The organism is Micromonospora sp. NPDC005174 (assembly GCF_040608495.1).
Classification (GTDB): Bacteria; Actinomycetota; Actinomycetes; order Mycobacteriales; family Micromonosporaceae; genus Micromonospora.
Genome location: NZ_JBEXIJ010000037.1, coordinates 1 through 23,404, shown reverse-complemented (window position 1 = coordinate 23,404; position 23,404 = coordinate 1). Strand labels below are relative to the sequence as shown.

At 71.2% G+C, this 23,404-nt stretch carries 22 protein-coding genes; 10 read left to right on the top strand and 12 right to left on the bottom strand.

Annotated elements, in window-relative coordinates; genetic code table 11:
• The first annotated feature begins 5 nt into the window (after positions 1 to 5).
• Positions 6 to 1,124, top strand: coding sequence for an LCP family protein (locus ABZU91_RS28630; RefSeq protein WP_355246976.1), 1,119 nt, complete (start codon positions 6 to 8; stop codon positions 1,122 to 1,124).
• 6 nt (positions 1,125 to 1,130) lie between these two features.
• Here ABZU91_RS28630 and ABZU91_RS28625 read toward each other — a convergent pair whose 3' ends face one another.
• The 4 genes from ABZU91_RS28625 to guaB all read right to left on the bottom strand — a co-directional run bounded on the left by ABZU91_RS28625 (position 1,131) and on the right by guaB (position 6,981).
• Positions 1,131 to 2,591 carry a M1 family metallopeptidase gene (locus ABZU91_RS28625; protein WP_355246973.1) on the bottom strand — a complete coding sequence of 487 codons (1,461 nt, stop codon included), beginning with the start codon at positions 2,589 to 2,591 and terminating at the stop codon, positions 1,131 to 1,133.
• Between the two features lie 107 nt (positions 2,592 to 2,698).
• Positions 2,699 to 4,123 carry a M1 family metallopeptidase gene (locus ABZU91_RS28620; protein WP_355246971.1) on the bottom strand — a complete coding sequence of 475 codons (1,425 nt, stop codon included), beginning with the start codon at positions 4,121 to 4,123 and terminating at the stop codon, positions 2,699 to 2,701.
• A 149-nt stretch (positions 4,124 to 4,272) separates the two neighbouring features.
• On the bottom strand, positions 4,273 to 5,391 hold the full coding sequence (locus ABZU91_RS28615) for a GuaB3 family IMP dehydrogenase-related protein (RefSeq protein ID WP_355246968.1): 1,119 nt from the start codon (positions 5,389 to 5,391) through the stop codon (positions 4,273 to 4,275).
• A 27-nt stretch (positions 5,392 to 5,418) separates the two neighbouring features.
• Complete coding sequence (gene guaB / locus ABZU91_RS28610; RefSeq protein ID WP_355246965.1) at positions 5,419 to 6,981, bottom strand: IMP dehydrogenase; 1,563 nt, start codon at positions 6,979 to 6,981, stop codon at positions 5,419 to 5,421.
• Positions 6,982 to 7,167: 186 nt separating this feature from the next.
• On the opposite strand from guaB, the gene ABZU91_RS28605 reads away from it, so the two are divergent.
• Positions 7,168 to 7,584 (top strand): DUF5319 domain-containing protein, encoded by a 417-nt coding sequence (locus tag ABZU91_RS28605; RefSeq protein ID WP_355246963.1) that lies wholly within the window; start codon positions 7,168 to 7,170, stop codon positions 7,582 to 7,584.
• Between the two features lie 139 nt (positions 7,585 to 7,723).
• On the opposite strand, the gene ABZU91_RS28600 is transcribed toward ABZU91_RS28605, so the two are convergent.
• The gene (locus tag ABZU91_RS28600) at positions 7,724 to 8,542 is read right to left on the bottom strand and encodes a response regulator transcription factor (protein ID WP_355246960.1); all 819 of its coding nucleotides are present in this window, start codon (positions 8,540 to 8,542) and stop codon (positions 7,724 to 7,726) included.
• Between the two features lie 255 nt (positions 8,543 to 8,797).
• On the opposite strand from ABZU91_RS28600, the gene ABZU91_RS28595 reads away from it, so the two are divergent.
• The gene (locus ABZU91_RS28595; protein WP_355246957.1) at positions 8,798 to 9,181 is read left to right on the top strand and encodes a WhiB family transcriptional regulator; all 384 of its coding nucleotides are present in this window, start codon (positions 8,798 to 8,800) and stop codon (positions 9,179 to 9,181) included.
• Between the two features lie 268 nt (positions 9,182 to 9,449).
• On the opposite strand, the gene ABZU91_RS28590 is transcribed toward ABZU91_RS28595, so the two are convergent.
• From ABZU91_RS28590 to groES, 3 genes are all read right to left on the bottom strand, one after another.
• The gene (locus ABZU91_RS28590; RefSeq protein WP_355246954.1) at positions 9,450 to 11,045 is read right to left on the bottom strand and encodes a molybdopterin-dependent oxidoreductase; all 1,596 of its coding nucleotides are present in this window, start codon (positions 11,043 to 11,045) and stop codon (positions 9,450 to 9,452) included.
• Positions 11,046 to 11,169: 124 nt separating this feature from the next.
• Positions 11,170 to 12,804, bottom strand: coding sequence for a chaperonin GroEL (gene groL / locus ABZU91_RS28585; protein WP_355246951.1), 1,635 nt, complete (start codon positions 12,802 to 12,804; stop codon positions 11,170 to 11,172).
• Positions 12,805 to 12,874: 70 nt separating this feature from the next.
• Positions 12,875 to 13,189, bottom strand: coding sequence for a co-chaperone GroES (groES, locus tag ABZU91_RS28580; protein ID WP_030330046.1), 315 nt, complete (start codon positions 13,187 to 13,189; stop codon positions 12,875 to 12,877).
• A 261-nt stretch (positions 13,190 to 13,450) separates the two neighbouring features.
• Here groES and ABZU91_RS28575 point away from each other — a divergent pair, with 261 nt between their 5' ends.
• The 7 genes from ABZU91_RS28575 to ABZU91_RS28545 all read left to right on the top strand — a co-directional run bounded on the left by ABZU91_RS28575 (position 13,451) and on the right by ABZU91_RS28545 (position 20,570).
• Complete coding sequence (locus ABZU91_RS28575) at positions 13,451 to 14,632, top strand: methyltransferase domain-containing protein (RefSeq protein WP_355246948.1); 1,182 nt, start codon at positions 13,451 to 13,453, stop codon at positions 14,630 to 14,632.
• Positions 14,633 to 14,846: 214 nt separating this feature from the next.
• Positions 14,847 to 15,944 (top strand): substrate-binding domain-containing protein, encoded by a 1,098-nt coding sequence (locus tag ABZU91_RS28570; protein WP_355246946.1) that lies wholly within the window; start codon positions 14,847 to 14,849, stop codon positions 15,942 to 15,944.
• Positions 15,945 to 16,057: 113 nt separating this feature from the next.
• Positions 16,058 to 16,876 carry an ATP-binding cassette domain-containing protein gene (locus tag ABZU91_RS28565; protein WP_355246944.1) on the top strand — a complete coding sequence of 273 codons (819 nt, stop codon included), beginning with the start codon at positions 16,058 to 16,060 and terminating at the stop codon, positions 16,874 to 16,876.
• Positions 16,873 to 18,135: an ABC transporter permease gene (locus ABZU91_RS28560; protein WP_355246941.1), complete on the top strand. Its 1,263-nt coding sequence runs from the start codon at positions 16,873 to 16,875 to the stop codon at positions 18,133 to 18,135. The genes ABZU91_RS28565 and ABZU91_RS28560 overlap by 4 nt, the downstream gene beginning before the upstream one ends.
• 22 nt (positions 18,136 to 18,157) lie before the next feature.
• Positions 18,158 to 19,339: an ROK family protein gene (locus tag ABZU91_RS28555; protein ID WP_355246938.1), complete on the top strand. Its 1,182-nt coding sequence runs from the start codon at positions 18,158 to 18,160 to the stop codon at positions 19,337 to 19,339.
• 19 nt (positions 19,340 to 19,358) lie between these two features.
• Positions 19,359 to 19,664 (top strand): DUF1707 domain-containing protein, encoded by a 306-nt coding sequence (locus tag ABZU91_RS28550; protein ID WP_355246935.1) that lies wholly within the window; start codon positions 19,359 to 19,361, stop codon positions 19,662 to 19,664.
• Between the two features lie 165 nt (positions 19,665 to 19,829).
• Positions 19,830 to 20,570 carry a DUF4142 domain-containing protein gene (locus tag ABZU91_RS28545; RefSeq protein WP_355246932.1) on the top strand — a complete coding sequence of 247 codons (741 nt, stop codon included), beginning with the start codon at positions 19,830 to 19,832 and terminating at the stop codon, positions 20,568 to 20,570.
• 22 nt (positions 20,571 to 20,592) lie between these two features.
• On the opposite strand, the gene ABZU91_RS28540 is transcribed toward ABZU91_RS28545, so the two are convergent.
• Genes ABZU91_RS28540 through tsaB form a run of 4 tightly spaced genes read right to left on the bottom strand, consistent with a single transcriptional unit; the run spans position 20,593 to position 23,057 of the window.
• Positions 20,593 to 20,847, bottom strand: a complete 255-nt coding sequence (locus tag ABZU91_RS28540) for a hypothetical protein (RefSeq protein ID WP_074314499.1) — start codon at positions 20,845 to 20,847, stop codon at positions 20,593 to 20,595.
• A gap of 14 nt (positions 20,848 to 20,861) precedes the next feature.
• Positions 20,862 to 21,908 carry a tRNA (adenosine(37)-N6)-threonylcarbamoyltransferase complex transferase subunit TsaD gene (gene tsaD, locus ABZU91_RS28535; protein ID WP_355246930.1) on the bottom strand — a complete coding sequence of 349 codons (1,047 nt, stop codon included), beginning with the start codon at positions 21,906 to 21,908 and terminating at the stop codon, positions 20,862 to 20,864.
• A complete protein-coding gene (gene rimI / locus ABZU91_RS28530; protein WP_355246928.1) occupies positions 21,901 to 22,383 on the bottom strand; it encodes a ribosomal protein S18-alanine N-acetyltransferase in 483 nt (160 codons plus the stop codon). Before rimI ends, tsaD begins: the two co-directional genes overlap by 8 nt.
• Entirely contained in the window at positions 22,380 to 23,057 is a 678-nt protein-coding gene (tsaB, locus tag ABZU91_RS28525) for a tRNA (adenosine(37)-N6)-threonylcarbamoyltransferase complex dimerization subunit type 1 TsaB (RefSeq protein WP_355246925.1), read from the bottom strand. The genes rimI and tsaB overlap by 4 nt, the downstream gene beginning before the upstream one ends.
• Between the last annotated feature and the right edge of the window lie 347 nt (positions 23,058 to 23,404).

Sequence of the window (23,404 nt, the reverse complement as noted above, 5' to 3'; positions counted from 1 at the left end):
ACACGATGATTCTGGGGTCGATGGAGCCGCGCCGACGCTGGCTGCTGCTCGGGTTGGCGGCACTCGCCGTCGTCGCGTTGATCGTGGGTGGAGCGACGGTGATCACGCGGCTGAGCGGCGACGACAAGCCCGCCGGCACCCCGCTGGCCGGCTCGCCGAGCCCGTCGTCGGCCGCCCCGGCCACCCCCAGCCCGAGCGGCCCGCCCCCGGGCGCGAACATCAAGGGCCCGTTGACACTGCTGCTGGTCGGCGTGGACACCCGGGTCAGCGTGCCGGGCTGGGAGCCGCACTCCGACGCCGTCCTGGTGCTGCACGTGCCGAAGGGGCTGGATCGGGCGTACCTCTTCTCCCTGCCCCGCGACCTGCTGGTGGACATCCCGGCGTTTTCCAAGGCCGGCTACAAGGGCGGCAAGACCAAGCTCACCCACTCGATGAGCTTCGGCAGCCGGGTGCCCGGCAAGCCCAAGCAGCCGAGCACCGCCCAGGGGTACGAGCTGCTGCGCAGCACGGTGAGCGGGTACACCGGGCTGCGGATCGACGCGGGCGCGGTGCTCACCTTCGGCGGGTTCGACAAGCTGGTGAACGCCCTCGGCGGGGTGGACATCTACGTCGACCAGCGGGTGGCGTCCCTGCACCGCAAGCCGGACGGCAAGTACCGGGACAGCGCGCCCGGCGGCTACACCGGGCCGCAGAAGGTCTACGAGAAGGGCGAGCAGCACCTCAACGGGTGGCAGGCGCTGGACTACGCCCGGCAGCGCTACATCACCGGCGGCGACTACGCCCGCCAGCGCCACCAGCAGCAGCTCGTCAAAGCCCTGACCCGCAAGATCCTCGACGAGGGCCTGGCCCGACAGCCCGAGCGCGTCGACCAGGTGGTCGCCGCCCTGGGCGACACCCTGGTGTACGTGGGTGGTGACCGGATCGTCGACCTGGCGTACGCCCTCAGCGGGGTGCCGGAGAACCAGTTCACCCTGGTCGGCCTGCCCGGTTCCGGCGTCGGCAAGGGCAGCGCCTACCGCGGCGAACAGCTCACCGGCGAGGGGCGGGCCTTCATCACCGAACTCCGCGCCGGCCGCGCGGAGGCGTATCTGAAGGCCCACCCCAACCTGGTGGTCAAGAAGTAACCCGGCTCAGAGCTTCTTGGGTTGGGCGGGCTTCTTGGTGCCGTACAGCCACGCGTCGAAGAGGGCGTCGAGCTGCTTGCCGGAGATGCGCTCGGCGAGGGCCACGAACTCGGCCGTGGTGGCGGTGCCGTTGCGCTTCTCCGCCGCCCAGGTCTTGACGATCTCGAAGAACGCCTTGTCGCCGACGGCCACCCGCAGCGCGTGCAGGGTCATCCCGCCACGCTGGTAGACCGACTCGCTGAACAGGTCCTTCACGCCCGGCTTGCCGGGCGGGGTCTTCCACACCGTGGGGGGCACCTGCTGGTACCGGACGTCGAACGCCTGCTTGGCGGTGTACTCCTTGGTGTGCTCCGCCCAGAGCCACTCCGCGTACGTCGCGAAGCCCTCGTTGAGCCAGATGTCCTCCCACTTGGCCAACGCCACGCTGTCGCCGAACCACTGGTGGGCAAGCTCGTGGGCGACCACCTCGGTGTTCTCGCCCCGCCGGAAGAAGCCGGCCGAGTAGACCGGGCGGCTCTGCGTCTCCAGTGCGTACCCGATCCGGCTGTCCGAGACCACCACGCCGCCGTACGCGTCGAACGGATACGGCCCGAACACGGTCTCCAGGTAGTCGGCCACCGTGACGGTCTTCGCGATCGACGCGTCGGACGCGCCCTTGGCCACCTTGGTGGTGACCGCGCTGTAGACCGGCTTGCCCTTGTGCTGACCGGTGGTGATCCGGAACTTGCCGATCACCACGTTGCTCAGGTAGCTGGCCATCGGCGACTTCTCCGACCACTTCCAGGTGGTCCAGCCGTCAGTGGTGCTGTTGCCGGCCGGCACGCCGTTGCTGACGGCGGTGACGCCCTGCGGGACGGTGATCTCGAACTCGTACGCGGCCTTGTCCGACGGGTGGTCGTTGACCGGGAACCAGGTGCTCGCCGACTCGGGCTGGCCCAACGCGATCGCGCCGTCGGCGGTGTGCAGGAACCCGCCATCGCCCAGCAGCTCGTTCTTCAGCGGCTTCGGCACCCCCTCGTACGCGATGTCGACCACGAAACCGTTGCCCGTGATGAGCCCGGCCGCCGGCTTGATCACCAGCTCGTTCTTGTCCCGGGTGTAGGTGGCCGGGGTGGCGTCCACGGTGACCGTCTTGACGGTCAGGCCGGCCAGGTCGAGGTTGAACGTCGACAGGTCCGCCGTCGCGGTGGCCTGGACGGTGGTCGTACCCGTCAACCGGTCCTTCGCCGGGTCGTAGCGCACCTTCACGGTGTACTGCCCGACGTCGTACCCGCCGTTGCCGTAGCTCGGGAAGTACGTGTCGCCGACCCCGGCGGCTCCGGCGGTGAAGGCCCGCGACGGCGTCGGGGACGCGCTCGGCGACGGCGCCGCCGCCTCCGGTGTGGACGAGTCGCATCCGGACAGCACGAGCGCCCCGGTCACCAACAGACCGGCGCCCACGCGCAGCCGGTGTCGCCTACCCCGCATCACGAACCTCCCCGTAAGCCCGGCGTGGATGGCCTCGCCACCCCCGCGCGACCGGCGCTCCTGCCCGATCGCAGGCGGCAGCCTATCGATTGATGATCACGGGGTCGTCACGGCAGTGTGGGTGCGGCGCCGCCGACCAGCCACGCGTCGAGCAGGGGTCGGAGCGGCCGGTCGGCCACCCGTTCGGCGAGCGCCACGAAGTCCGAGGTGGTGGCGTTTCCGGCGCTCCGCTCGGACGTCCAGGTGCGCAGGATGCGGAAGAAGGTGTCGTCGCCGACGGTCCGGCGCAGCGCGTGCACGGCCAGCGCGCCACGCTTGTAGACGGCGGTGCCGAACATCCGCTCCCGTCCCGGCTCGATCGACGGCTGCGACCAGTCGGTCGACGCGTACTGCGACTCGAAGTTGCGCTGCGCGGTGCGACCGCCGTCGTGCTCCTCCCACAGCCACTCGGCGTAACTGGCGAAGCCCTCGTTGAGCCAGATGTCGCCCCACCGGTACAGGGACACGCTGTCGCCGAACCACTGGTGAGCCAGCTCGTGTGCCACCACGGACGGGTTGGGGTGGTCGCCCGAGAAGAAGGCCGGCCCGTAGACCGGCCGGGACTGCGTCTCCAACGCATAGCCGATCCGCTCGTCGGCGACGACGATCCCACCGTACGAGTCGAACGGGTACGGGCCGAAGCGGCTGGCCAGGAAGTCGACGATCTCGCCGGTACGGGCCACCGAGCTGGCCGCGCCACCGGTCGCCGGCAGACTCGCCGCGACCGCGGTGACCATCGGACGTCCGCCGTGGACGCCGGTGACCACCCGGTAGTTCCCGATCACGAGGGTGCTCAGGTAGCTGGCCATCGGGGTGCGCTCCGACCAGCGCCAGGTCGTCCACCCGTCGGCGCTGCTCTGCGGACCGGGCACCCCGTTGCTCAACGCGGACACTCCGTCCGGGACGGTCACCGCGATGTCGTAGCTCGCCTTGTCGGACGGGTGGTCGTTGACCGGGAACCAGGTGGCAGCCGAGTCGGGTTGACCGAGAGCGATGGCCCCGTCGGCGGTGTGCAGGAAACCGCCGCTGCCCAACTCGCCGTCGGCGACGGAGGTGGGCACGCCCGCGTAGTCGACCCGCACGGTGAACGACCGTCCCCGTGCAAGCCCGTCGCGCGGGGTCACCACCAACTCGCCGTCCTTGCGGCGGTGCTCGGCGCGCTTGTCGGCGACGGTGACCGCGCCGACGTTCAGGCCGACCAGGTCCAGGTTGAAGCGGGACAGATCCTGGGTGGCCGTCGCCGTGATGGTGGCCCGACCGGTGAGCCGGTCGGTCGTCGGGTCGTAGCGGACGTCCAGCCCGTAGTGCGTGACGTCGTAGCCGCCGTTGCCACGGCCCGGCACGTACGGGTCGCCGGCGTCCGCGGCACCTGGTCGGAAACCGTCGTCGTCGTGGCCCGTGCAGGCGGTCCCGGTCAGCGCGACGGCGCAGCCCAGCGCCGTGAGGGCGGCGGTCAGCCGACGGCGGTGCGGCCTGGGTCCGCTCCGGACCATGCACGACTCCTTCTACGCCATCCCCTGGTCAGGAACGAGCGTAGCCAGCCAGCCGTCGTCCGATGGCCGTATCGGGGCGACCGCCTCGCGGCAGGCGACGAGAGGCCGGCCCCGCAGGATCGCGGGGCCGGCCTTCCAGCGTCACCTCGTCAGCGGTCGAGGACCAGGCCGACCTTCTGGAACTCCTTGAGGTCGCGGTAGCCGCACTTGGCCATCGCCCGACGCAACCCACCGAACAGGTTGAGCTGACCGTCGGCCTCGTCCGCCGGGCCGAAGAGCAGCTGCTCCATCGAGCCGAGCGGCTCACCGGACACCTCGAAGGCGCCCCGGGGCAGCGACGGGTGGCTGGCCGCCGAGTGCCACCAGGCGCCACCGGCGGGCGCCTCGTCGCACAGCGACAACGGCTCCCCGAGCATCACCGCGTCCGCGCCGCAGCCGAGGGCCTTGGCGATGTCACCGGAGGTCTGGATGTCGCCGTCGGCGATCAGGTGCACGTACCGGCCACCGGTCTCGTCGAGGTAGTCCCGGCGGGCCGCAGCGGCGTCCGCGATGGCGGTGGCCATCGGCACGCGGATGCCCAGCACCGACTCGGTCGTCGACCAGTCGTCGCCGCCGATGCCCACGATCACGCCGGCCGCGCCGGTACGCATCAGGTGCAGCGCCGTCTTGTAGTCCGTGCAGCCGCCGACGATCACCGGCAGGTCGAGGTCGGCGATGAACTCCTTGAGGTTCAGCGGCTCGTCGGTCGTCGACACGTGCTCGGCCGAGACGATGGTGCCCTGGATGACCAGGATGTCGACCCCGGCGTCCAGGATCACCGGCGCCAGCGCGAGGGTGTGCTGCGGGGAAACCCGCACCGCCACCGTGCCGCCACCGGCGCGCAGCTCGCGGACCCGCTCGGCGATCAGATCGGGGCGGATCGGCTCCGCGTACACCTCCTGGAGCCGCTTGGTGGCGCGGGCTTCCTCGTCGAGGCCGGCCAACTCGTCGAGCACCTTCGTCGGGTTCTCGTAACGGGTCCACAGCCCTTCGACGTTCAGCACCCCGAGACCGCCAAGCTGGCCGAGTCGGACCGCCGAGGACGGGCTCATCGTGGCGTCCGAGGGGTGCCCGACACAGGGGATGCCGAACGGGTACGCGTCGAGCTGCCACGCGGTCGAGACGTCGTCGACGTCCCGGGTCCGGCGGCTCGGCACGATGGCGATGTCGTCCAGGTGGTAGCCGCGCTGCGCGGTCTTGCCCAGCCCGATCTCGACCACGTCACGCATGGGGGACTCCAGATTGTTGGGGGATGGTCAGCGGGAGTGGTAGTTGGGCGCCTCGACGGTCATCTGGATGTCGTGCGGGTGGCTCTCCTTGAGCCCGGCCGCGGTGATCCGGATCAGCTGGCCACGCCGGTGCAGCTCGGGGATGCTCTCCGCGCCGACGTACCCCATGGCGGCCCGCAGCCCGCCGATGAGCTGGTGGGCGACCGCGGACAGCGGGCCCCGGTAGGGCACCTGGCCCTCGACGCCCTCGGGGACCAGCTTGTCCTCGGCGAGCACGTCCTGCTGGAAGTACCGGTCCTTCGAGTACGACTTGGCCTGCCCCCGCGACTGCATCGCGCCGAGCGAGCCCATCCCGCGGTACGCCTTGTACTGCTTGCCGTTGATGAAGATCAGCTCGCCGGGGCTCTCCTCGCAGCCGGCCAGCAGGCTGCCGAGCATCACGGTGTCCGCGCCGGCGACAAGCGCCTTCGCGATGTCGCCCGAGTACTGGATGCCACCGTCGCCGATCACCGGTACGCCGGCCGGGCGGGCGGCACGGGCCGCCTCCATGATCGCGGTGATCTGCGGGACACCGACGCCGGCGACGATCCGGGTCGTGCAGATCGCGCCCGGGCCCACACCCACCTTGATGCCGTCGGCACCGGCCTCGACCAGCGCGTTCGCGCCGGCGTACGTGGCCACGTTGCCGCCCACGATGTCGATCGTGACGTCCTTCTTGAGCCGGCGGACCATGTCCAGCACGGCCCGCTGGTGCCCGTGCGCCGTGTCCACGATCAGCACGTCGACGCCCGCGTCGACGAGCGTGCGCGCCCGCTTGTACGAGTCCTCGCCGACACCCACGGCGGCGGCCACCCGCAGCCGGCCCGCGTCGTCCTTGGTGGCGTTCGGGTACTGCTCGCTCTTGGTGAAGTCCTTCACGGTGATCAGCCCGCGCAGACGGTTGGCGGCGTCCACGATCGGCAGCTTCTCGACCTTGTGCCGGCGCAGCAGCTCCAGCGCCTCGTCCTTGCTCACCCCGACCTGGGCGGTGACCAGCGGCGTCCGGGTCATGATGTCGCGGACCGGGGTGTCCGGCTCGGAGACGAAGCGCATGTCGCGGTTGGTCACGATGCCGACCAACTGGCCGTTGCCGTCCACCACCGGGACGCCCGAGATCCGGTACCGCCCGCACAGCTCGTCGACGTCGCGCAGCGTGTCGTCCGGGCTGGCGGTCACCGGGTTGGTGATCATGCCGGACTCGGAGCGCTTGACCAGGTCGACCTGGAGGGCCTGGTCATCCACGGAGAGGTTGCGGTGCAGCACGCCGATGCCACCCTGGCGGGCCATGGCGATCGCCATCCGCGCCTCGGTGACCGTGTCCATGGCGCTGGACAGCAGCGGGACGGTCAGCTCGACGTTGCGGGTGAGCTTCGTCCGGGTGTTGACCCGACTGGGCACGACGTCCGACTCGCCCGGCTGGAGCAGCACGTCGTCGAAGGTGAGCCCGAGCGGAACGACCCGGGCCGAGCCGGCGGGCAGCTCGGGCAGGTGGCCGCCCAGGTCGGCGCGCTCGACGCCGGCCGGAAGATCAGTGCTGGGCGAATTTTCCACGATTGCTCCCCTGAGCTGCTCGGATGGGCTTCAGCGAGGTGGCACGGGCGGGCACCGGAACACGCCACGGCGCCGGCACGTCGTCCCATCGTACCCAGTGACCTGCGCGACCTGGATCGGCGGCGGCCGCCTCGGCGCGGTGCCGGGGGGCGGACGTCCGCGCCGCGTTGGGTCTACGGTGAGGGGGTGCACGACGAGCCCATCGACCCGTTCAACGGCGACCCGGCCGACCCGACCGCGGGCCTGGACGATCCGGGTGACGACGCGACGCCGGATCCACTGACCGACGTCGAGCGGCAGGACGTGCTGGAGGACCTCGCCGATCTGGAGATCTACCAGGCCCTGCTGGCGCCCATCGGCGTACGCGGGCTGGTCATCGAATGCGAGGACTGCCGGGAACCGCACTACTTCGACTGGGACCTGCTGCGGGGCAACCTGCGGCACCTGCTCAACTCGGGGCGGCCCCGGGTGCACGAGCCGGCGTACGACCCGGACCCGGACCACTACGTGACCTGGGACTACGCCCGTGGATACGCCGACGGGGTGCACGACACCCTGACCGAGGGCACCGAGGACGAACCGGGCGCCACCACCGCCGAGTGAGGTCCCGCCTTCCACCGTCCGGGCGCGTGCGGACCGCTCACGATCGTGCTGAGACAAGGAAGTAGTGGCCTGCCGGTACGGCGAGACCACTACTTCCAGGTTCGAGCACGATCACGTTGTGGCGAATTGCGGTGCGGCGTCAGGAGACCAGGCCAGCTCGGAAACCGGCGGCGACGGCGTGGGCGCGATCCCGGGCCCCGAGCTTGCGGAACAGCCGTCGCGCGTGGGTCTTGACGGTGTCCTCCGACACGAACAGTTCCCGACCGATCTCCGCGTTGCTCTTGCCCTCGGCCATGCCGAGCAGCACCTGGAGTTCCCGTTCGGTGAGCCCGACCGCCGCCCGGTTCGCACGGGCGCCAGGGCCGGGCCGGATCGCGTCGGACTGACCGGTGGCGGACCCGTCGGCCGCCGGCTCGACCTCGTCGTCGCCGCGCTGCACGGGCACCGACGCCACGTTGGGCGGCCCGTCGCCGGTCGCGGCCGTCCAGCCGGGCTCGGCGGAACCGCGTACCGACGGCGCGGAGCGGCCCGAACCACCGACCGCCGCCGCGTCCCGGGCCGGGTCGGTGACCCGCTGCCGGGAGGCCCGGCCGGGCGCGGTCAGCAGGAGCAGGGCCTTGGCCACGGCGCTGGTCAGATCGTGGTCGGCGTTCTGGATCAATCCCCGGGCGCCGGCGCTGATGGTGGCGGCCGCCGCCTCGGACTCCTCGGCGCCGAGCAGCAGGACCGCGGCCTGCGGCGCGCGGGCCAGCACCCGCCGGACGAAGCCCGCGCTGTCCGGCCGGGTGAGGGCCGTGTCAGCGAGGACCACGTCGGCCGGCCGCTCGGCGAGTCGCAACATCACCTCGGGATCGGAGACGGCGGTACGAATGATCGCGGACAAGCCCAGCCGTGCGGCAGCAGAAGTGAGGTGCTGGGCCGCAAGCGGTGTCCGAACGCACACAAGAACGGTACGCACTGTGGTGGTCTCCTCTCCGCACACGAGCAGACCATGACGGGGTCGGCTGGGGAGGAGGTTCCGGGCAATCATCTGAACTTTTCCGACAGATGGGGCAAAAGCCGCAAGTTGCCACGCGTTTTCGATCACAGATGTGTGAGCCGGCAACGACCCGGGTACCGGGGGGCCAGGCCGGGAACGGTGCGCCTGCGCGGCCCGCCGCCCGGAAGCCGGCCACAAGCATTCTCGCGGTGCCGCGCGGGAGGAGGGGTGCTGATGTCGAACGTACGTAGACTGCCCGGACCCATCGTCGACCTCTGGGACTGGCAGCGGCTCGGCGCCTGCCGAGGCCGGGACAGCGCTCAGTTCTTTCACCCGGACGGAGAGCGTGGGTCCTCACGGCTGCGGCGGGAGTCCTCCGCCAAGGCGGTCTGCCGCGCCTGCCCGGTCCGCGCCGAGTGCGCGGCCCACGCCCTGGCCGTCCGCGAGCCGTACGGCGTGTGGGGCGGCTTCAGCGAGTCGGAGCGGCTGCGGCTGCTCGCCGTCGGCTGGGAGGACCTGGCGGACCGCCGGCAGATCCGCGTCGACGTGGCACGCCTGGAGGCCCGCCTGGGCCGCCCGCACAAGTCGACGGTCCCGGCCCAGCGCAACGTGGCCTGACCCGACACACCCGACTCGGCCGTCTCTTCTCGCCCCACGCCCCCTTTTTCCCACGCCCGTTTCGCCCCATGCCCGTTTCGCCCCATGCCCTCCGTCGATGTCGACGGAGGGCATGGATGTTCCGGTGGTCCTTTGCTCTGCTTCAGCGGAGGCAACACGGAGGCAGCACCCGGTGTTCGCAATCCGGACGCGTGTGTTCGGACGCCGGGTGTTGCCTGGATTGAAGCAGAGCAAAGGGCGATGAAACCCTCCCCTGGCCGCCGCAGGATCAGCGGACGTTCACCGGGACCGTGTGCCAGCCTGTTGCGCCGTCGGGGGCGACGCTCTGGGTGCGCTCGGTCTGGGTTTCGCCTGTCGCGTCCGTTGCCCGGACCTGGAGCCGGTGCTCGCCCGGGGTGGCATCCCAGCGCCAGGACCACTGGACCCAGGTGTCCACGGACACCGTCGGGGCCAGCGCCGCCTCCTGCCAGGGGCCGTCGTCGACGCGTACCTCGACCCGGCTGATCCCCCGGTGTTGCGCCCAGGCCACGCCGGCCACCGTCACCGGACCGGCGGTCAGCCGGTTGCGCCGCCGTGGCGCGTCGATCCTCGACTGGGTCTTGATCGGCCCCTGGGCGGACCATCCGCGCGGCACCCAGTACGCGTCGAAGTCCGCGAAGCGTGTCAGCTCCAACTCGGTCACCCACTTGCAGGCCGACACGTAGCCGTAGAGACCGGGCACCACCATCCGCACCGGGAAGCCGTGCTCGACCGGCAGCGGCTCGCCGTTCATGCCGATCGCCAGCAGCGCGTCCCGGCCGTCGCGGAGTGCGGCGGTGGGTGTGCCACAGGTCCAACCGTCGACCGACCGGCCGACGACCTGGTCGGCGTCCTCGTCCGGCTGGGCCTCGTCCAGCAGCTCCCGCAGTGGTACGCCGAGCCAGCGCGCATTGCCGATGAGGTCCCCACCGACCTCGTTGGAGACGCAGGCCAGCGTGACGTACCTCTCGACCAATGGCCGGGCCAGCAGGTCCGCGTAGCTGTAGGTGCGCTCGGTGCCCACCCGGCCGTGGATGCGCAGCCGCCAGGTGTCCGGGTTCACCTGCGGCACCACCAGTGCGGTGTCGATCCGGTAGAACCCGGAGTTCGGGCTGACGTACGGCGCGAGTTGGGCCAGGGACAGGTCCGCGCCCGCTGGTACGGCCGGCGCGGGGACGGCCGGGGCGGGCAGCCGGATCGCGTCCCGGGCAGCCGAGACGCCCCGCCGCCCGGCCAACCAGCGCCCGCCGAAACCAGCCACGGCTGCCGTCCCCAGCAGCACTCCCGTGCCGGTCAGGAACCGTCGACGCGACTCCGGATCGACACCCTCGACCGGCGCGGCCGGCGACACCGGGGACTCGTCGGGCCTGGCCGGCGACAACGGCGCAGGTGAGGTCCAGGGCCACGGTTCCAGCTCGAAGGGGCCGGCGATGAACAGCCAGAGCACCAGGGCGCCGAGGCCGCCGCCGACAAGTGACGGCAGCGCGTCGAAGACGTCCGCGCCGGAACGGGACAGCGCGGCGGCCACACCGACGACGCCGAACGCCGCGATACCGGCGAGGCCCAGGGCGAGCCGGCGGACCGCCAGCATCCCGAGCAGCGCGGCGAACGCGCCCAGCAGCAGGGCCGTTCCGGTCAGCAGGGCAATTTTGTCGGCGGTGCCGAAGACGTCGATGGCGAACTGCTTGAGCGGTTCGGGAACGGCGTCGACGACCACCCCGCCGACCGCGACCAGTGGGGCCGACCGAGGACCGGTCAGCACCGCCACCGGTTCCGCGACCCCGATCGCGACGGCGGCGGCGGTGACTCCGGCCAGCGCGGCGTACCGCCGCGACGTGGTGCTCATCGGCCCAGTGTGCGCGATCATTCCGGCGGGCCGCCAACGACGTCAGCGGTTGGTAATGATCGCGCAGACGAACCGGGGCACACCGCCGTACGGCGGTGTGCCCCGGAACAGGTGTCGCTACGGGTCAGAAGCCCGGGCCGTGCTGGTGGCCGTGGCCGTGCCCGCCGGCGGCGGCCGGCTCGGCCTGCTCCGGCTTCTCCACCACGAGGCTCTCCGTGGTGAGCAGCAGACCGGCGATCGAGGCGGCGTTGGTGACCGCGTTGCGGGTCACCTTCACCGGGTCGATGATGCCGGCCTTGACCAGGTCGACGTACTCGCCCTTGGCGGCGTCGAGGCCGTTGCCCCACTTGAGGTCGGCGACCTTCTGGGTCACGACGTAGCCGTCGTGACCGGCGTTCTGGGCGATCCAGCGCAGTGGCTCGACGAGCGCCTTGCGCACTACCGAGACGCCGATCTTCTCGTCACCGGTGAAGCCCAGGTCGTCGTCGAGGACCGAGAGGATCTGCACCAGGGCGGCGCCGCCGCCGGGCACAGTGCCCTCCTCGACCGCTGCCTTGGTCGCCGCGATGGCGTCCTCGATGCGGTGCTTGCGCTCCTTCATCTCGACCTCGGTGGCCGCGCCGGCCTTGATGACGGCGATGCCACCGGAGAGCTTCGCCAGCCGCTCGGCCAGCTTCTCCCGGTCCCAGTCGGAGTCGGAGGCCTCGATCTCCTTGCGGATCTGGGAGACCCGGTCGGCGACGTCGGCCTTCTGGCCACCGCCGTCGACGATCGTGGTGTTCTCCTTGTCGACCACGACGCGCCGGGCGGTGCCGAGCACCTCCAGGCCGACCTGGTCGAGCTTGTAGCCCAGCTCCGGGGCGACCAGCTCGGCGCCCGTGGAGATCGCGATGTCCTGGAGCATCGCCTTGCGCCGGTCACCGAAGCCCGGGGCCTTGACCGCGCAGACCTTGAGGGTCTTGCGCAGCGAGTTGACCACCAGGGTGGAGAGCGCCTGGCCGTCCACGTCCTCGGCGATGATCAGCAGGGGCTTGCTGTTCTGCAGGATCTTCTCCAGCAGCGGCAGCAGCTCTTCGATCGCCGAGATCTTCTGGGTGGTGACCAGGATGTACGCGTCCTCAAGGACGGACTCCTGACCCTCCAGGTCGGTGACGAAGTTCGGCGAGATGAAGCCCTTGTCGAACTGGAGACCCTCGGTCACGTCCAGTTCGGTGGTGAGCATCGAGCCCTCCTCGACGGTGATGACACCGTCGCGGCCGACCCGCTCCATCGCCTCGGCGATCAGATCGCCGATCGTGGCGTCCTGCGCGGAGATCGTCGCCACGTTCGCGATCGACTCCTTGCTGGTGACCTCGGCGGCACGGCCGAGCAGCGCCTCGGAGACCTTGGCGGCCGCCGCGTCGATGCCCCGCTTGAGGCCGGCCGGGTTGGTCCCGGCGGTCACGTTGCGCAGACCCTCGCGAACCATCGCCTGGGCCAGCACGGTCGCGGTGGTGGTCCCGTCGCCGGCGACGTCGTTGGTCTTGGTCGCCACCTCCTTGACCAGCTGCGCGCCGAGGTTCTCGTACGGGTTGGTGAGCTCGATCTCCTTGGCGATGGTCACACCATCGTTGGTGATCGTCGGCGCACCGAATTTCTTGTCCAGGACGACGTTGCGCCCGCGCGGGCCGAGGGTGACCTTGACCACATCCGCGAGGGCGTTGACACCGTGCTCCAGCAGGTGCCGGGCGTCGTCCGAGAAGCTGAGGATCTTCGCCATGTATGTCCCTTCGAAGTGCCACTGCCCCGGCCCGGCGAGCCGGACCGGGGCAGTGGCACTGATCGGTTGCTTACTTCTCGATGACCGCGAGGACGTCGCGGGCGGAGAGCACCAGGTACTCCTCGCCGGCGTACTTGACCTCGGTGCCGCCGTACTTCGAGTAAAGGACGGTGTCGCCGACCTGCACGTCAACCGGAACCCGGTTGCCGTTGTCGTCGACGCGCCCCGGGCCCACAGCGAGGACAGTGCCCTCCTGCGGCTTCTCCTTGGCGGTGTCGGGGATCACGATGCCCGACGCCGTGGTGGTCTCAGCCTCGTTCGCCTGGACCACGATGCGGTCCTCGAGCGGCTTGATAGCAACCTTGGTCGCGGTAGTCACGGGCATACCCTCCTGGGGTACTACTGGTTCCGTTGCTGGTCGGCGGGGCCGACCAGCGTCAATCTGCCTCATGCCACCGGGCGGGACCGTCGTCGCGGGTGCCGGTCCGCCTGGCGTGCGCGCCCGGGTCGCGAGACCCGGAAGCTGGCACCCTCAGGGTGAGAGTGCTAATCGCAGGTTATTCCGTGGCTAGCACTCCGTCAAGGAGAGTGCCAGCGCGTCGCGCCCCGCCAGCGGTATTTTTACCCCGGCCGGGAGAATGGGTAGGTGGATCTCGATCAGCTGGCGGCACTACGTACCCCCGAGGGGTCGGCCGCCCTCGCGGCGGCGGCCGAACTGGCCGGCGGCGATCCACTGACCGCGGCGTCGGCGCTGCGCGCGACCGGGGTGCCGCCCACGCTGGCGGCGGCTGCACTCACCCAGGCCGAGCTTCGGCACCGTGCGGTGGGCAAGTTCGGCCCGGCCGCCGCCGGGATGTTCCTCACCCGCCCCGGCCTGGAACAGGCCACCCGCCGGGTGGTCGCCGACCGCCGCGCCGCCCGGCTGCGCGCGGCCGGCGTGCGGACCCTGGCCGATCTCGGGTGCGGCCTCGGCGCCGACGCCCTGGCCGCCGCCCGCGCCGGCATCCGGGTGTACGGGGTGGAGGCCGACCCGGTGACCGCCGAAATGGCCGCCGCCAACGCCGCAGCCGCGGGGGTGGCCGACCTGTTCACGGTCGAGTGCGGCGACGCGACCGCGTTCGACGTGTCGCGGGTGGATGGCGTCTTCTGCGACCCGGCCCGACGCGCCACCGGCACCGGCCGACGGATCTTCGATCCGCGCGCCTACTCGCCGCCGTGGGACTTCGTGACGGGGCTGGCCGAGCGGGTGCCGCGCACTGTGGTGAAGGTCGCGCCGGGCCTGGACCACGCGCTCATCCCGGCCGGCGCGGAGGCGGAGTGGGTCGGCGTCGACGGCGACCTGGTCGAGGCCGCCCTCTGGTGCGGCGAACTGGCCGAGGTGCCCCGCCGCGCCAGCGTGTACCGGCAGGAGATCCACCAGCTCACCGGCTCGGGCGACACGGAGGCCCCGGTCGGGCCGCCGCGCCGCTACCTGTACGACCCGGACCCGGCGGTGGTCCGTGCGCACCTCGTCGCCGAACTGGCCGACGAACTGGACGCCACCCTGGCCGACCCGAGCATCGCCTACCTGTACGCCGACCACCCCACCCGCACCCCGTACGCGCGCTGCCTGGAGATCACCGACGTGCTGCCCTTCTCGCTCAAGCGACTGCGGGCGTTGCTGCGGGAGCGCCGGGTGGGCCGGGTGGAGATCCTCAAACGAGGCTCGGCACTCACCCCGGAGCAACTGCGGCGGGATCTGCGGCTGGCCGGCGACCAGGCGGCGAGCCTGGTGCTCACCCGCATCGCCGGAGCGCCGACAGTGCTGATCGGCCGCCCTGTCGTCTAGGTTCGCCGCGCTCGCGGCACCGTTGCAGGCCCGCTGACCTGTCGTTACATCGCTCTTTTCGTGGGATGTTCGGCGAGTAACAGTCGCGTTGCTGAATTGTTATCGCTTCCAACCAACTTGGGACCTGCGCGGTCTTGTGGTGCCAGTGTGACGCGGAATACGTTGCCGGACACAACAAAACAACACCTCCCCCACCTCCGAAAGGACCCTGCACATGCGTAAGGGGATCCTCACCATCGCCGCCGTGGGCCTGCTCGCGACCGGCGGTTTGACCGCGTGCGGCGACGACGACTCCGGCTCCGACGCCGGCGGCTCCGCCAAGACCCCGAAGATCGGCGTGATCCTCCCGGACAGCAAGTCCTCGGCCCGCTGGGAGACCGCGGACCGTCGGTTCCTGGAGGAGGCGTTCAAGGCCGCTGGTGTCAAGTACGACATCCAGAACGCCCAGAACGACAAGACCGCCTTCCAGACCATTGCCGACCAGATGATCACCAGCGGCGTCACCGCTCTGATGATCGTCAACCTGGACTCCGGCACCGGCAAGGCCGTCCTCGACAAGGCCAAGTCGCAGGGCGTCGCCACCATCGACTACGACCGGCTCACCCTGGGCGGCTCGGCCCAGTACTACGTCAGCTTCGACAACGAGGTCGTCGGCAAGCTCCAGGGCGAGGGCCTGTCGAAGTGCCTGACTGAGAAGAACGCCAAGAACCCCGTCGTGGCGTACCTGAACGGCTCCCCCACCGACAACAACGCCACCCTGTTCAAGAACGGGTACGACTCGGTGCTCAAGCCGAAGTTCGATTCCAAGGAATACGTCAAGGGCCCCGAGGACGCCGTGCCGGCGTGGGACAACGCCCAGGCCGCGACGATCTTCGAGCAGCAGCTCACCAAGGCCAACGGCAAGATCGACGGTGTGCTGGCCGCCAACGATGGCCTCGGCAACGCCGCCATCTCGATCCTGAAGAAGAACAAGCTCAACGGCAAGGTGCCGGTGACCGGTCAGGACGCCAGCACCGAGGGCCTGCAGAACATCCTCGCCGGTGACCAGTGCATGACCGTCTACAAGGCCGTCCGCGAAGAGGCGAAGGCCGCGTCCGACCTGGCCATCGCGCTCGCCAAGGGCGAGAAGAAGGACACCGGCCAGACGGTGAAGGACCCGGAGGGCAACCGCGACGTCCCATCGGTGCTGCTCACCCCGAAGGCCATCTACAAGGACACCATCAAGGACGTCATCGCCGACGGCTACGTGACCAAGGAAGAGGTCTGCACCGCGGCGTACGCCAAGGCCTGCGCCGGCGCCGGCATCAGCTGACCGACGCCGCAGTACCCGCCGGGACGACCATCGCCGCCCGGCACGGGAGCACCCTCCCGTGCCGGGCGGCGCCCGCCGGACGGGCCCCGCCCCTCCCTTAAGAAGGAGACCCCGTGTCCGCGACTCCCCTGCTGGAACTCCGCGGGATCGACAAGAGCTTCGGTCCCGTCCAGGTGCTCCGCGACGTCGCCCTGAGCGTCCACCCGGGCGAAGTGACCGCACTTGTCGGCGACAACGGCGCCGGCAAGTCGACCCTGGTGAAGTGCATCAGCGGCATCTATTCCACCGACGCCGGTGAGGTCCTGTTCAACGGCGAACAGGTGCACATCGGCAGTCCCCGCGACGCCGCCACGCTCGGCATCGAGGTCGTCTACCAGGACCTCGCGCTCTGCGACAACCTGGACATCGTGCAGAACATGTTCCTCGGCCGGGAGAAGCACAGCGGCATCGTCCTGGACGAGCCGACAATGGAACAGCTCGCCGCCGAGACCCTGGCGGGGCTCTCCATCCGCACCGTCACCTCGCTTCGCCAGCACGTCGCCAGCCTCTCCGGCGGTCAGCGCCAGACCGTGGCCATCGCCAAGGCGGTGCTCTGGAACAGCAAGCTCGTCATCCTGGACGAGCCGACCGCCGCCCTGGGCGTGGCACAGACCGCCCAGGTCCTCGAACTCGTCCGCCGCCTCGCCGACAACGGCCTGGCAGTGGTGCTCATCTCGCACAACATGAACGACGTCTTCGCCGTCTCCGACCGGATCGCCGCGCTGTACCTCGGCCAGATGGTCGCCCAGGTGAAGACCACCGACATCACCCACGCCCAGGTGGTCGAGCTGATCACCGCAGGGCGCTCGGGCGGGCTCGGTCTCGCCACCGACCCGGGCAGCAACGGCGACGGCCCGCAGCCGGCCGACTCGATTTCAGGAGGCGTCCGATGACCACCACCGCCGTGCGGAAGGACGGCCCCGCGGCCGTCACACCGCCGCCGACCGTCGGGAGCCACGTCCGCAACTACGTGAGCCGGGTACGCGGTGGCGACGTCGGCGCGCTACCGGCCGTGCTCGGCCTGATCGTGCTCTGCACCGTCTTCGCCATCATGCGGCCGACGTCGTTCCTGTCGGCGGGCAACTTCGCGAACCTCTTCACCCAGGGCGCGGCGGTCACGCTGATCGCGATGGGCCTGGTCTTCGTGCTGCTGCTCGGCGAGATCGACCTCTCCGCCGGCTTCGCCAGCGGTGTCTGCGCGGCGGTACTGGCCAACGTGGTCACCGTGCTCGGCTACCCCTGGTGGGTCGCCGTCCTCGCCGCGATCGCCACCGGTCTGGTCATCGGCACCACCATCGGCCTGCTCGTCGCGAAGATCGGCATTCCGTCCTTCGTGGTCACCCTCGCCGGATTCCTGGCCTTCCAAGGCATCGTGCTGATGCTGGTCAAGGATGGCACCAACGTCTCCGTCCGCGACGAGGTGCTCATCGCCATCGCCAACCGCAACCTCACCCCCGCGCTGGGCTGGGCGCTGACCGCCCTCGCGGTCGTCGGCTACGCGGCGGTGCAACTGCTCCGACACCGCAACCGGGTGGCCCGCGGCCTCATCACCGACCCGCTCGCGGTGGTGGCGCTGCGGATCGTCGGACTCGCCATCATCCTCGGAGCAGCGGTGTACGTGCTCAACCTGGAGCGCAGCCGCAACGTCCTGATCAGCTCGCTCAAAGGTGTGCCGATCGTGGTGCCTATCATCGCGGTGCTGCTTGTCGTCTGGACCTTCGTACTACAGCGCACCAGTTACGGCCGGCACATCTACGCCGTGGGCGGCAACCGGGAAGCGGCCCGCCGCGCCGGCATCGGCGTCGACCGGATCCGGATCTCGGTCTTCATGATCTGCTCGTCGATGGCAGCCGTCGGAGGCATCGTGGCGGCCAGCCGGGCCAACTCGGTCGACCCGAACACCGGGGGCAGTAACGTACTGCTCTACGCGGTCGGCGCGGCAGTCATCGGCGGCACGAGCCTCTTCGGCGGCAAGGGCCGTGTCCTCGACGCCATCCTCGGCGGCGCGGTGGTCGCGGTCATCGAGAATGGAATGGGCCTGATGGAGTACAGCGCGGGCGTCAAGTACGCGGTTACCGGCGTCGTGCTGCTGCTCGCCGCCAGCGTCGACGCGCTCTCCCGTCGTCGCGCGGCAGCAACCGGCACCCGCTGACCGCGCGGGAGGTAGCACCAGTATGCGCCCGGCACCGAGCCAGGAGGAGGTCCGGAGGCAAAACCTCGGGGCCCTGCTGCGGTACGTGCACGTCCACGGCCCGACCACCCGGGCTGAGCTCACCACCGCGCTGGGGTTGAACCGGAGCACCATCGGCGCGCTCACCGCCGACCTGGCCGGCGTCGGGCTGGTCAGCGAGGGAACGCCGAAGGAGACCGGCCGGGCCGGACGACCGTCCATTGTCGTCCGGCCCGAGTCGGCCCGGGTGTACGTGTACGCGTACTCCGTCGAGGTGGACCGGCTCCGCGCCGTCCGGGTCGGCCTGGGCGGCGCGGTGCTCGACCGCCGCGAGCTGGACCGCCCTCGCGGTCTGCTCGCCGCGGAGGCCGCGCCGCTGCTGGCCGGCGCGGTCAAGGAGATGCAGCAGACGGTGCCCGGCGACGCGATCTGCGTCGGCACCGGCGTCGCCGTCTGCGGCATGGTCCGTCGGGAGGACGGCCTGGTCCGGCTCGGCCCCACCACCGGCTGGGTGGACGAGCCGATCGGCGCGGCGCTCGTCGCCGAGATGGGCCTCGACGTACCGGTCACGGTCGGCAACGTGGCGGACGTGGCGGCGTTCGCCGAGCACATCAGGGGCGTCGCGGCGGACTGTGACAACGTCATCTATCTGTACGGCGACGTCGGTGTCGGCGCGGGGATCATCGCCGGAGGGCGCCGGCTCACCGGACACGGCGGGTACGGCGGCGAGGTCGGCCACATGAAGGTGGTCCGCGACGGCAGGCCCTGCGAATGTGGCGCCCGCGGCTGCTGGGAGACCGAGATCGGCGAGCACGGTCTGCTGCGCGCGGCCGGACGGTCCGACGCACGGGGACGCGACGCCCTGCTCGCGGTCTTCGACGCCGCCGACCGAGGGGACGCCCGCGCTCAGACCGCGGTACGCCAGGCCGGCGACTGGCTCGGCTTCGGGGTGGCCAACCTGGTCAACGTCTTCAATCCCGAGATGGTCATCTTCGGTGGCACCATGCGCGACCTCTACCTCGCGGCGGCGGCCCAGATCCGCAGCCGGCTCAACTCCAACGCCCTCGGCGCCTGCCTGGAACACGTCCGGCTGCGTACCCCGCAACTCGGTGCCGACGCGCCACTGATCGGTGCCGCCGAACTAGCCTTCGAACGGCTCCTCGCCGACCCCCTCGACGTGGGTTGAGCCGCGTACCCTGTCCGGCGTGGACGTCGAGCTACGCGCCTCCGACGACGACCGCCACCGTGTGGTCGCCGATCTGCACCGGCACACGACGGCGGGCCGCCTCACCCTGGACGAGTTCTCCGAGCGGGTCGGCGCGGTGTGGACCTCCCGCACTCTCGGCGACCTCGCCGTCCTGACGCGGGACCTGCCGGCACTGCCCGACCCCGCGGCCGCGGCGACGGACGACGGTGGGCTCGGGCACGGACGCCGGGAGCTGCTGGTCCTCTTCGCCGTCGCCGCGCTCACCCTGCTGCTGCTCGGCGGCTTCCTCGCTGTCACCCGCTGATCCGCGTCGCCGCTGCCCCCGCGCGCCGTGAGGTCCGCAGATCGCGGCCCGCGCCGATGAACTGATCGGACGATCAGTCCGTACCAGTGGGCGGACGGGCAGCCGGCAGGATGCGGCTGCCCGGTCCAGACGCGTTTCGGTCCGGACCGAGGAGGCACCGCAGACATGGCACCGCTCAGATTGGCCCGCCGCCGGCCGGGCAACCGGACGCACCGAGCGGCGATGTTGCTCATCGCGATCGTCGCGGGGATCGGTGTCCTGCCCGGCGTGGCCATCGCCGCCCCCGCCGGGGGGCAACAGCTCAACGCCGCCGACATGACGCTGCTCAACGGTGTGCGGTTGGCCGGGCTGTGGGAGATGCCGGCCGGCCAGATGGCCGCCGAAAAGGGACAGTCGGCGAAGGTACGGGAGATCGGGGCCGGCATCGCCGGCGAGCACCAGAAGCTCGACCAGCTCGTCGTGGACGCCGCCAACAAGCTCGGCGCGTCCATTCCCACCGAGCCGACCGCCGAGCAGAAGGGCTGGCTGGCCGAGATGCAGAAGGCCTCCGGCGCCCGGTTCGACCAGATCTTCGTCACCCGACTCCGGGTGGCCCACGGCAAGATCTTCCCGGTGATCGGCGCGGTGCGGGCCAGCACCCGCGACGCGACAGTCCGCAAGCTCTGCGAGGAGGCCAACGCCTTCGTGCAGCACCACATGCAGATGCTGGAGTCCACCGGACTGGTCCGCTGGCCCGAACTGCCGCCGGCCGCGCTGCCCGCCCCCGGCAAGGACGGTCTGCTGGCCGCTGCCTCGGCGAACACCGGCCCGCAGGTCGGGGTCAGCAGCACCGTCGTCTGGCTGGTCTTCCTCGCCGCGCTCGGCACCGGCGGGATCGCCACCTATCGGATGCTGCGCCGCAGCTGACCAACGGTCGAGGTGGCCCCCGTCAGCGGTCGACCTGGGTGAAGTCCCAGGAGTGCGGGGCGCGGGCCACCAGCAGGGCGGGCGGTTCCGGCAGCGGACGCGGGTTGCTGCGCCACTTGGAGATGACCACCACCCGGTGGTCGGTGGACGAGAAGACCTCGCTGGACACGTGTAGCGGGTCGTGCTCCAGCTCGGGCAGGGCTGTGTCGCACACCCAGGTGATCAGGTCGGCGACGCCGTACGCCTCGGCGCGCGCCTCCCACATCCGCACGATCATCTTCGGTGTCCCCGTCACACGCTGACCGTGGTCAACGGCAGCGCCGAGTCGGCCGGCAGGTCCAGCCGGCTCGGCGCGACACCGGCGGCGACCAGGTGCGATCCGAGCGCGGCCACCATCGCCCCGTTGTCGGTGCAGAGCTTCGGCCGCGGCACCCGTACCCGGATGCCGTACTTCTCGGCCCGTTCCTCGGCCAGCGCCCGCAGCCGGGAGTTCGCCGCCACTCCCCCGCCGATCACCAACGTGTCGATGCCCTGCGCCCGGCAGGCGGCGATCGCCTTGTTGGTCAGCACGTCGCAGACCGCCTCCTGGAAGGACGCGGCCACGTCGGCCACCGGCACCGGCTCACCGTCGCGCTGCCGCGCCTCCACCCAACGGGCCACCGCCGTCTTCAACCCGGAGAACGAGAAGTCGTACCGGTGGGCGGCCAGGTCCTTCGCGGCGGTCAGGCCCCGCGGGAAGGCGATCGAGGCAGCGTCACCGGCCCGGGCCTCCCGGTCGATCGGCGGGCCGCCGGGGAACGGCAACCCGAGCAGGCGGGCGACCTTGTCGAACGCCTCGCCGGCCGCGTCGTCGATGGTGGCGCCGAGCGGGGTGACGCCCCGGGCCAGGTCGTCGACCAGCAGCAGGGACGAGTGCCCGCCGGACACCAGCAGCGCGATGGCGGGCTCCGGGAGCGGACCGTGTTCCAGGGTGTCCACCGCCACGTGCGCGGCGAGGTGGTTGACGCCGTACACCGGCTTCTCGGCGGCGAGCGCGTACCCCTTGGCGGCGGCGACTCCGACGAGCAGCGCGCCGGCCAGACCGGGCCCGGAGGTGACCGCGATGGCGTCGATGTCGGCCAGCGTGACGCCGGCGTCGGTCAGCGCCCGCTGCATGGTCGGCACGATGGCCTCGAGGTGGGCCCGGCTGGCCACCTCGGGCACCACGCCCCCGAATCGGGCGTGCTCCTCGACGCTTGACGCGAGCGCGTCGGCCAGCAGGGTGTGTCCGCGTACGATGCCGACGCCGGTCTCGTCGCACGAGGTCTCGATGCCCAGAATCAGCGGTTCGTCAGCCATGGTCGTGTGGTCCGTCCCCGGTCGGCTCGGCGTCGCGCCGCATGACCAGCGCGTCGGTGTTGCTCGGTTGGTAGTAGCCGCGACGCACCCCGATCGGCTCGAACCCGTACGTCGCGTAGAGCCGCTGGGCGGCGGCGTTGTCCACGGCCACCTCCAGCAGGGTGCTGCGGGCGCCCCGACGGTCCGCCTCGGCGAGCAGCTCCTCCAACAACACGCGGCCGATGCCACGCCGCTGGACGTCCCGCCGGACGGCGATGACCTGCACCCACACCTCGTCCGGAGGGGCGCCGGCCAGCCCTGCGTACCCGAGCACCGTCCCGTCGGTGTCGACCGCGATCCGGTAGTGGTGCCTGTTGGCCAGTTCGTTCCAGAACATGGCGGGCGACCACTGCCCGGCGCCGAACAGGTCCGCCTCGATCGGCATCGCCTGCTCGACGTGCCACCAGCGGAACCGTTCCAGCCGTACCGGCGTCACGGCAGGACCGGTTTGCGGGCGGTGGCCGCCACGGCGTCGGGACGGCGCAGGTAAAGCGGGGTGAGTCCTTCACCGGGCGCGCCGGCACGGATTCGTTCGGCGGCGAGCAGCGCCAGCACGGTGGCATCCGGGTAACGCGGCTCGACCCGCACCGGCAGGTCCAGAGCTTCGGCGTACCGGTGTGCTCCGTCGCCGACCGCGACCGTCGCTCCCAGCTCCCGGGCCCGCGCGGCGGCCACCGCAGGCGCGGACACCTCGGGTCCGACGATCCGCTGACCGGCGCCGTCGTAGACAGCCCAGTACAACTCCTTGCGGCGGGCGTCGCTGGCGGCCAGCACCGGCTCGCCGGCGGCCGCCGGGTACCCGATCGCATCGAGCGAACAGACGCCGTACGTCGGCACGCCGAGCACCTGCCCCATCGCGGCGGCGGTGACCAGGCCGACCCGCAGCCCGGTGAACGGTCCTGGGCCGAGCCCGGCGACGATCGCGCCCAGGTCACGCGGGCGCGCGCCGGCGTCGGCGAGGACCGCGTCGATCTGAGGCGCGAGCAGTTCACCGTGCGCGCGGGCATCGACCGTGCACCGGTGGGCCCGGGACGTCACGCCGTCCGCCGAGATCTCCACCAGCGCTGCGGTCACCGCGGGGGTCGAGCTGTCCACCACGAGTACGAGCACGGTTAGCCAGCCTAGCGGCCCCGCCACCGCCCAGGTTCACGCCCCGCCCCCGTGACCGCGGGGTCGGCCGCGGACCGCCGCCGCGGACCCTCGACCATTGGCTGCACCCATACTCGCGGTCGGTGGGCGCGTACCCCGCCGGAGCCGGCACCGCCAGCGGGGCCCAGCGGGTGACCGCCGCTGCGGATCCTCGTGCCGCACCGTCCCCGACGCGCCCGGGCCACCAGCGGCGGGGCGGGGCCGACAACTCCGGTGAGCGTGATGCCTCTCAGTCATCTAGATGACTGAGAGACCGGCAGGTAGCCCTCCGGCGGCACCACCACGCCCTGCTCGCCCTGGATCGGCTC

Coding starts and splice junctions, on each gene's coding strand:
- ABZU91_RS28630 (WP_355246976.1), top strand. CDS start 6: ATGATTCTGGGGTCGATGGAGCCGCGCCGACGCTGGCTGCTGCTCGGG.
- ABZU91_RS28625 (WP_355246973.1), bottom strand. CDS start 2,591: ATGCGGGGTAGGCGACACCGGCTGCGCGTGGGCGCCGGTCTGTTGGTG.
- ABZU91_RS28620 (WP_355246971.1), bottom strand. CDS start 4,123: ATGGTCCGGAGCGGACCCAGGCCGCACCGCCGTCGGCTGACCGCCGCC.
- ABZU91_RS28615 (WP_355246968.1), bottom strand. CDS start 5,391: ATGCGTGACGTGGTCGAGATCGGGCTGGGCAAGACCGCGCAGCGCGGC.
- ABZU91_RS28595 (WP_355246957.1), top strand. CDS start 8,798: ATGTCGAACGTACGTAGACTGCCCGGACCCATCGTCGACCTCTGGGAC.
- ABZU91_RS28590 (WP_355246954.1), bottom strand. CDS start 11,045: ATGAGCACCACGTCGCGGCGGTACGCCGCGCTGGCCGGAGTCACCGCC.
- groL (WP_355246951.1), bottom strand. CDS start 12,804: ATGGCGAAGATCCTCAGCTTCTCGGACGACGCCCGGCACCTGCTGGAG.
- groES (WP_030330046.1), bottom strand. CDS start 13,189: ATGCCCGTGACTACCGCGACCAAGGTTGCTATCAAGCCGCTCGAGGAC.
- ABZU91_RS28570 (WP_355246946.1), top strand. CDS start 14,847: ATGCGTAAGGGGATCCTCACCATCGCCGCCGTGGGCCTGCTCGCGACC.
- ABZU91_RS28560 (WP_355246941.1), top strand. CDS start 16,873: ATGACCACCACCGCCGTGCGGAAGGACGGCCCCGCGGCCGTCACACCG.
- ABZU91_RS28555 (WP_355246938.1), top strand. CDS start 18,158: ATGCGCCCGGCACCGAGCCAGGAGGAGGTCCGGAGGCAAAACCTCGGG.
- ABZU91_RS28545 (WP_355246932.1), top strand. CDS start 19,830: ATGGCACCGCTCAGATTGGCCCGCCGCCGGCCGGGCAACCGGACGCAC.
- ABZU91_RS28540 (WP_074314499.1), bottom strand. CDS start 20,847: ATGATCGTGCGGATGTGGGAGGCGCGCGCCGAGGCGTACGGCGTCGCC.
- tsaD (WP_355246930.1), bottom strand. CDS start 21,908: ATGGCTGACGAACCGCTGATTCTGGGCATCGAGACCTCGTGCGACGAG.